This window comes from Atopobium sp. oral taxon 810 str. F0209 (genome assembly GCF_000466405.1).
Lineage (GTDB): Bacteria > Actinomycetota > Coriobacteriia > Coriobacteriales > Atopobiaceae > Olegusella.
In genome coordinates this window covers 23,045-30,919 of sequence record NZ_KE952941.1, presented here as the reverse complement: position 1 = coordinate 30,919, position 7,875 = coordinate 23,045, and the positions used below count along the sequence as shown (strand labels likewise).

Here is a 7,875-nt window from a genome sequence, read left to right as displayed (position 1 = left end):
CAAGTCTTGTTCTGGGCATTATGGGTATTCTGGGAGTCTTTCTTCTTATTGTCTTAGTACTTGCGGCACTCGTCATCATCGCCATGTGGAAGATTTTTACCAAGGCGGGAAAGCCAGGCTGGTCTGCAATTGTTCCTTACTACAACAGCTATATTCTGGGCAAAATTGCCAACTCTGATGACAAAATTACCATTGCATTGGTTGCGGTGACTGTAGCCGACACCCTTATAAGCAAGGCAATTACCTCAAATAGCTCTTCTTTGATAATTGCCACTGCAGGGCTACTTTCGCTATCAATCCTTGTGCTTTGGATTATCACAATGGTACATCTAGCGGCAGCATTTGGCGAAGGCGTTGGGTTTGCCGTTGGCATTATTTTGCTGCCATTTATCTTCTTACCGATTTTAGCGTTTGGTGACTACAGCTATCAGTGCCCGCAGCCACGCACACCCTATAGTGCAACACCCAGTGATCCTTTTGATTCTATGAAGTAATCATTTTCGTACTGCTCCGTTGCACTGATCCACTGCTCCGCAGATGGTTCAAGCTTCGGTCTGTCCTTCCACAAAATCGCAGGTCAGCATTTATGAAAACCCGAAGAATGAACCGTCTTTGTTAATGGATGCCGAAACGTGAACCATTTACGCAAGGGACTACAAGAAACATGAGCCATCTGCATTCGCGAACGCGGCAGAAGGAGAACGCGTGAATCACCTGTTAAGCAGGGCGAGAACCGCGCGCTTTGCTTCCAAAAAAGCAGAAGTGAGCTCAAAGTCAACGTCACTCGACCCCGTCTCGCGCTGCACTAAAACCTCACCCACAATATGACTTGGTTTTCCTGCAGATGGATTTCCACCCAGCACATACACTTTACTTGCCACAGCAACTGCTTCGTCTACATCATGAGTAATCATCAGCGATGCCACGCCAAGCTCCCGACTTGCCGACACAAACCATTCGCGTAGGTCTTTGCGGGTAATTGCATCGAGTGCTGAAAACGGCTCGTCCAACAACATCACATCATTGCCCATCAGGTACGTACGCAAAAAAGCAGCGCGCTGACGCATGCCACCCGAAAGTTCCGATGGCCACTTATCTTCGGTATCCGCCAAACCAAAACGCCCCAGCAACGGTCGGGCCTGCTTGTGCGCCACCGCTTTGCTCATACCTTTGAGCGTCAGCGGCAGACACACGTTGTCCAACACCCGTTTGCTGGGGATAAGCAAATCTTTTTGAAACATGTAGCTCACATGACCTGGAGTGCCTGTCACATCTTTCCCGTGAAGCAGAACTCGTCCCTCCATAGGTTGTGTAAGCCCAGCTAAAGCATGCAAAATTGTAGTTTTTCCACAGCCTGAACGCCCCACCATGCAGACAGTTTCACCAGTACCCACCGTAATATTTGCATCGGCTACAACAACGTGCGACCCGTCCCAAGACAAGCTCAGATGCTGCGCTTCCAGAGCGGGCACCGTCATAACACCATCTGCAAAAACAGGAGCATTTTCAAAGGCTGCAGAACTCATAGTTATGCCTCGAGGTACTGAGTGTCAAAGCCCGCATTTACATCAAGCTCTTTTTCTACCAACTGATTATCGTTGAGCCACTTATAAAAGCTGCTCCAACGAGCAGGATCGATAACGCCCCAGCTAGTAGCGTCAGCCGTATACTGACTTGCGAGGAATTCTTGGCTCTTCTTTACCAAGTCAGCATCAAGTTCGGGTACCTGCTTGCACAAAATATCTGCTGCCTCATCTGCATGGTCAACACAGAACTCATAGCCCTTCTTGACTGCACGCAAAAACGCCTTGGCAACGTCAGGGTTCTTCTTCATATAGTCAACGTTGCCTGCAATAACAGGCGTGTAATAGTCAAAGGTCTCGTCAATCGAGATAAAGGAGAAGTAGTTCACATCGACTTTCTGCAAGGCAGCTTGCTGTACGGCCCAACCTTCGTACACCCACACGGCGTCGTACATCTTTGACTGAAGGCCTGCAACATCGTCGTTGGTGGTATAGGGTACCAAGGATACCTTGGACCAATCGCCCCCATCCTTTTCGACGATTTGCTTCATGGTAGCTTTCTCGATGGGCATCTCCCAGGTGGTGTACTTATGACCCTCCAACGCCTTGGGACGAGTAATGTCGTCTTCCTTGCGAGACATAATGCCTGAGGTGTTGTGCTGTACCATCGCGGCGATCGCCGTAATGCCTGTATTGCCTCCAGCAATATCGTTAGCAATATAGTCTTGATAGGACACACCAAACTGAGCCTGACCAGTACCAATCATTGCATCAGCGCCGTCTTCGGCAGGCTGCACAATCTCCACCTCAAGGCCCTCATCGGCAAAGTAACCTTTTGCAGCAGCAACATAAATGCCCGTGTGATTGGTGTTGGGTGTGTAATCTAGGCAAAAGGTCAGCTTTGTTGTTTTTTGAGCCGCACTAGAACCGCTTGCTGCATTTTCTTTTCCCGTATGAGCACCACAGGCGATAAGCGCTAAACTACCTGCCGCAGTTGCACTAGCAGCAAGAAAATTACGGCGAGAAATACCCTGAGAAAATTTGATTTGCTTCATTATTGGTCGTTCCTTTCTGCCTTAAGCCAAGGCATTACCAATCGCTGCATAAGATCAACAACCCTCATGAGCAGCAGCGACAAAGCTGAAATAAGAAGAATTACGGCGAACATTCGGTCATACGAAAATGACTTGCGGACACGAGTCATATAAACGCCAAGCCCCGCAAAACCACCGAGCCACTCAGCGATAACAGCACCGACGATGGCATATGTAGCACTAATACGTAATCCAGAAAAGAAAGACTCCAGTGCAGCAGGCAGCTTTGCATTGATAAACACTTGCATCCGCAAGGCACCCATCGTACGCATAAGTGCAATGAGGTCAGGATCCACCGAGCGAAATCCTGCAACCAGTGACACTGTTATCGGAAAGAAGGTCGAAATAACAATGAGGATAACTTTTGGCGCAAGGCCATAGCCAAACCACAGCACCAACAGAGGAGCAATGGCAACCGTAGGCACCGTTTGGCTGATCGTTACCAGAGGATTGAGCGCAAGGGCTACCGTCTCAAAGCGATCCATAAGCACAGCGACTACAAAACCCAGTGCCACGCCGATGGCAAGACCCAAAGCCGCTTCTATCAGTGTCGTTATTGAGTGGCTAGCAAGCAGAGCAGCATCGTAGATGAGTGCCTGTACCACTTGGATGGGACTGGGCAACATAAAGCCCGGCACCCAACCCGCCGAACAGGCGAGTTGCCAAAAGGCAAGCAAAGCAATGATGGCTATGCTAGGCACCACAAGACGCCGACGATGAGTTTTGCTTGAGAAATTAAACATGAGTTGACGATTACGCAGCGGACTTTTTGGCCGTAGCAAACTCGGGATCGTCCGCGTGATATTTACCCACTTTGTGCTCGGTGGACATGACATCACCCGTGGGCTTGTAATCAATCTTGACATACGTCATTACATGCCCGCAGCCCGCAGCGGCACCTACCAGCTGGCATTGCTTGACGCACTCCATACACGCATCGTAATCGCCTTCGATGGCAGTCTCGAAGGGTCCAACAAAATAGTCCAGCCCTGTCGAATCGATGTAGGCAATGACCGCGTCTACAATACGGCAAGTTTCTTCATCGCTGGTGGTATCCATGGGAAGATACTGAATTGCTACAGAGCAGTTCATCTGCTCTCCTTTCCGGCGCAGGAAAAGGGTCCCGCGCCATTGCGGGACCCCTCGTATGCGCTGGTCCCTACGCTGGCATTACCCAGATCAGGTCTACGGGTCAGGGTCGCACTGGACCCAATCTCAGCCGGCGTGCGCCAGCCCCCCTTTATAGACGTATGGTAGCACGCAGCGGGAGATACACGATACTTCACTCTCATTGCTACCAAAATGAGCATTCCCCTGACACTTTTTACTAAACTAAATAAGTTTCTGAATTTACGAAAATCCGACCTGCGCAAACGCAGAAAAGTTTCAGAGGAAGGCTTCATGCTGACTAGCAGTTGTGCTTCTCGGATCCCTCAAATGCCAAAAGCCACACTCCATCTCATCTCGCACGGCGATGCTTGTCAAATGTCACACATTCTTTCAACTAACACGGCTCTGCTTGTCAAAAGCCACACATCATTTCAGAAAAAATGTCAAAAGCCACACTCTGTTTCAAAGGACTTGACGTTTGCGCAGGTAGATTTTTTGGGCGTGAAGAGATGTGTGGCTTTTGGCTAAAAAAGTGAAGTAGAACGTGGCTTTTGGTACCTGGCATGAAATGGAGTGTGGCTTTTGAAAAGCAGAGCCGCCGGCCAGCGAGGGCAGGCCGGCAGATCTGGTGGGTAAGCAGGCAGATCCTAGGCGCGGACTATGCTTCGATAAGGAAAGCCTGAGTTACTGGCGCATTATCGGCAGGAATTGTGGTGATAGCACCATCAACCCAAACGTCTGCTGCCGTCCCCGCAGGCACGGTCACTGTCAGCGCAATACCTGCTACCTGCCGTTCCCAGCCCACGCATATCTGTCCACGCGGCGTCACATACGAGCAGGTCAGACTGTTTGTCTTGGGCGAGAAGAAAGGCGAAATCACCAGATGATTTGCCGCCACCGCATCATCTGCCACGCGTATACCACCTAGCGCCTGCGCCATCCACTGCACATAACCCGACATCATCGCGTGGTTGCGCGAGATAATCTGGCCCCCACAGCTCCCCTTAAGCGAACCAGAGTCCTCAGATAGCATATCCAAGAAACTCGGGGATTGCTCACGCAGCAGCCAACCTTCAACCAACTCGTCTAATCCAAAACGATTGAGCATATCAAAAGCAAGCATCGAGCCAAACATGCCGCAGCTCACAACGCCATCGTTTGCACGAATTGCATCTGCCAGCTTATGGGTGAGCTTGCACCGATCTCCCAGACCCAATGCCGCTGCAAAAGCATATGAGGTCTGCGTACTATCACCAAAACTGCCATCAGCATGGGCAAAACGCTCAACAATTTGTTTGTGCAGCTTTTCGATAGCTGCTTCGAGCGTTTGGTTTTGCTTGCCTAGGCGAATAGCAACCTCATCTACACAGCCCAAAGCCCATAAAATCGCACACCAACCAACAAACTCATGGTCGGGTGTCTCGCCATCGCTATCGCCAACTCCACCCAAATCGCCTAGACAAAACTGGGCAAGTTCGGCTGGATCAAAACTCAACAAATACTGAGAGAAGCGCTCCAGCTGAGGCCATTCACGCTCAAGCAGATCCTTTCTGCCGTACCACTGATCTGCTCGAACGGCCAAATAGGGATAGGCGAGCTGCCACAACAGCGGACCTTCTCCAGGCGCAGGACACGCACTACCAACGCCAGCTCCAGGCACTGTCGCAGGTACACCACCTCGTGCAGTCTGATCACGCGAGAAATCACCAAGTGTCTTGTCCAGCAGACCTTCCGTATCAAAAAGAAAAGCATTCGAATTGAACAGCGCAACCATATCGCCACCGTAGCCAAAACGGTCATGCGCGCTGCCCTCCCAAATACCATGGATGCAGTTTAACTTTGTACGGCGCGCAACATCAAATAGCTGCTGGTAAGAGGCATTGTCTGTGACAATATCTCCCGTCTGGGTCAGCGCCGTATGCACATAGTAGGCATCAAAGCGCTCCAAATCCTCCATAGCAAGCCCTTCAACAAAGGCGTAGCGGAAGGAATGCCAACAAAACTCATTGGTAAAGAAATTCTCGCCCTCAATGCAGGTCAACACGTCCTGCTGAATAATCTCATTTGCAGGGAAGAGTAACCTACCTTCTTCATCGAGTTGCTCAGCATAGTTGATGGTGACCTTCTGACCAGCACGTACGTGAAAGCGGAATTCAATAATGCCTGCGAGCATCTGGCCCATATCAATCAAAATGCCATCAGCAAATTCACGTGCTACGCCTGGCATAACCACACCTTCACGCGAACATGCGGGCACCACCGACGGTGTCAATACGCGCGTATTGGGCCGTGCAACAACCGCGCCCTGCTCTGCCCCCTCAAATCCTAGGTCCCGATGCTCACCAAGATAAAGATTGTTGAAAGTCAGCTGTCCCTCACACCAAACCCAGCTTGCATCAGTGCAGGTCAACGTCGAGCCATCGGCAGCAACAACCGCGGCCAATACCTGAGGCGTACCCACTTCCGCTAAGCTATCGCGCAGGCTCTGCTTGTCCTGCAAAGGAATTGGAGCAGGGTTATACCAACCATTGCCCAACTCTATTTCAATACTATTCTTGCCAGCTACTAACAAATCAGAAATATCGTAGCGGTCAAAATAAACTAACTTGTCAAAGCGCGTCCACTCCCCCGCCAGTTCGTCTTTACCCACGCGCTGACCATTGATGCGCGCCACACGATAGCCCAGCGAAGCAATCTCCAACGTCGCGCCCTCGGGCGTATCGCAGTCAAAATCAGTCTTCACAATATGATTGTGATGTCCATCAAAGTAGCCTGCTCCATCTGAACCATAGTCAAACTCAGGTCCCGAAATCCAAGTAGCAGTCTCCAGTGCATATGTCATAGTTCCTCCTATGCCTCATCTGTGTCGAGACATTTTCCGCGCCAGCCAACGCAACATACGCCGAATTTGCGCAGGTAATGCACATATCCATTCTAACGCGATACGCCTAACTGCAATTTGCAAACGTTCGCGTGCGCAACATTAACAGTCTCACCCACTTTGAGTGGGCTAGGATACACTATTCTCAAGCAAGCACCACATTCTCACCCCCCAACGCTTCATCGAGGAGGCTGTCACATGAAGGTTAAATGCGATTTTTGCGACAACTATATCGATGAGACTGACGAACGTTGCCCGTATTGCGGGGCGCCAAACGAACATATGACTCGCAGTGGCCACGGTGTGCCAAAAACCATTGAAGAGTTGCTTGCCTTTGCCCACGCGCACAAGCTTCCGCTGGAAAAGATGCGCTTTTTCATTGGACAGGATTACAAGGAGCCTCGCGCTTTTGGCATTTACAAAAACCCGACGGATGGCAATTTTATTGTCTATAAAAACAAAGCTGACGGCTCCCGCGTCATTCGTTATTCAGGCGACGACGAAGCATATGCCGTCAACGAAATCTATCAAAAAATGCGTGCCGAAATTTTGGATCGCAAGCAAAGCGGCAGATCGAGACAACACCAAAACAGCTCTGACAAATCAAACACCGCAAAAGGTATTGTCTTAGCCCTAATCATCATTGTCATTATCACCATTGTTGTAGCGACAATGTCTGCTGGTGCGCACAGCAAGGGTTACTACCGTTATAACAACGACTATTACTACTACGACCATGGTTGGTACCAATCAATTGGCAACGACTGGACCTCTGCCTCTGATGTACCTGACGTGCTGGAAAACAATGCCGACAAGTATTTTGAGGGCAAGAATACCTCTGACTTATCCGATTCGAACGTTCCTCGCTATGAATCCAAAACCAGTGACGATGACTGGAATAACGATGACTGGGACGATAACGACTGGGATTTTGATTTTGGTGGCTGGGACAGCAGCGATACTGACTGGAGCAGTGACTGGTAAGCTGCAAGGCGTCTTGAACTGTCAACCTGCATCTCGTTCTGCTTGCCTAAACATAGGTGCAAATCTATCCCAACCTCAGTTTGGGTGAAATTTCAATCAAGCAAAACCACTCGGTAGAAAACCTCTGATCACACCCCTCTTCGCTCTGAGAGACGGTTTGCGCCATTTAGCTCTGTTATTGGATAAGATATTTATGTTTGAAATATGGACATATGTCATCTACCAGCGAGTTTGTTAAAACCAAAAAGTGCGGCAAAACACGGGAAAATAGCTGCCTTTCAAA

General features: G+C 49.8%; 7 protein-coding genes and 1 riboswitch. Of the genes, 2 read left to right on the top strand and 5 right to left on the bottom strand.

Translation table 11 applies throughout. The features are described from left to right. The coding region (locus HMPREF9069_RS09370) for a DUF5684 domain-containing protein (RefSeq protein ID WP_021625636.1) at positions 1-494 on the top strand (494 nt) is incomplete at its 5' end. Between the two features lie 216 nt (positions 495-710). Here HMPREF9069_RS09370 and HMPREF9069_RS02905 read toward each other — a convergent pair. The 5 genes from HMPREF9069_RS02905 to HMPREF9069_RS02880 form a co-directional block, all read right to left on the bottom strand. After that, positions 711-1,526: an ABC transporter ATP-binding protein gene (locus HMPREF9069_RS02905; protein WP_021625635.1), complete on the bottom strand. Its 816-nt coding sequence runs from the start codon at positions 1,524-1,526 to the stop codon at positions 711-713. A gap of 2 nt (positions 1,527-1,528) precedes the next feature. Continuing rightward, positions 1,529-2,578 (bottom strand): ABC transporter substrate-binding protein, encoded by a 1,050-nt coding sequence (locus HMPREF9069_RS02900; RefSeq protein ID WP_021625634.1) that lies wholly within the window; start codon positions 2,576-2,578, stop codon positions 1,529-1,531. Continuing rightward, positions 2,578-3,360, bottom strand: a complete 783-nt coding sequence (locus HMPREF9069_RS02895) for an ABC transporter permease (RefSeq protein WP_021625633.1) — start codon at positions 3,358-3,360, stop codon at positions 2,578-2,580. The genes HMPREF9069_RS02900 and HMPREF9069_RS02895 overlap by 1 nt, the downstream gene beginning before the upstream one ends. 10 nt (positions 3,361-3,370) lie before the next feature. Beyond that, complete coding sequence (locus tag HMPREF9069_RS02890; protein ID WP_021625632.1) at positions 3,371-3,709, bottom strand: thiamine-binding protein; 339 nt, start codon at positions 3,707-3,709, stop codon at positions 3,371-3,373. 47 nt (positions 3,710-3,756) lie between these two features. After that, positions 3,757-3,867, bottom strand: a riboswitch (TPP riboswitch). 518 nt (positions 3,868-4,385) lie between these two features. Continuing rightward, positions 4,386-6,569 carry a family 78 glycoside hydrolase catalytic domain gene (locus tag HMPREF9069_RS02880; protein WP_021625630.1) on the bottom strand — a complete coding sequence of 728 codons (2,184 nt, stop codon included), beginning with the start codon at positions 6,567-6,569 and terminating at the stop codon, positions 4,386-4,388. Between the two features lie 237 nt (positions 6,570-6,806). Between HMPREF9069_RS02880 and HMPREF9069_RS02875 the strand changes: the two genes are divergently transcribed. Then, on the top strand, positions 6,807-7,592 hold the full coding sequence (locus HMPREF9069_RS02875) for a hypothetical protein (protein WP_021625628.1): 786 nt from the start codon (positions 6,807-6,809) through the stop codon (positions 7,590-7,592). The last annotated feature ends 283 nt before the right edge of the window (positions 7,593-7,875 follow it).

Coding starts and splice junctions, on each gene's coding strand:
- HMPREF9069_RS02905 (WP_021625635.1), bottom strand. CDS start 1,526: ATGAGTTCTGCAGCCTTTGAAAATGCTCCTGTTTTTGCAGATGGTGTT.
- HMPREF9069_RS02900 (WP_021625634.1), bottom strand. CDS start 2,578: ATGAAGCAAATCAAATTTTCTCAGGGTATTTCTCGCCGTAATTTTCTT.
- HMPREF9069_RS02895 (WP_021625633.1), bottom strand. CDS start 3,360: ATGTTTAATTTCTCAAGCAAAACTCATCGTCGGCGTCTTGTGGTGCCT.
- HMPREF9069_RS02890 (WP_021625632.1), bottom strand. CDS start 3,709: ATGAACTGCTCTGTAGCAATTCAGTATCTTCCCATGGATACCACCAGC.
- HMPREF9069_RS02880 (WP_021625630.1), bottom strand. CDS start 6,569: ATGACATATGCACTGGAGACTGCTACTTGGATTTCGGGACCTGAGTTT.
- HMPREF9069_RS02875 (WP_021625628.1), top strand. CDS start 6,807: ATGAAGGTTAAATGCGATTTTTGCGACAACTATATCGATGAGACTGAC.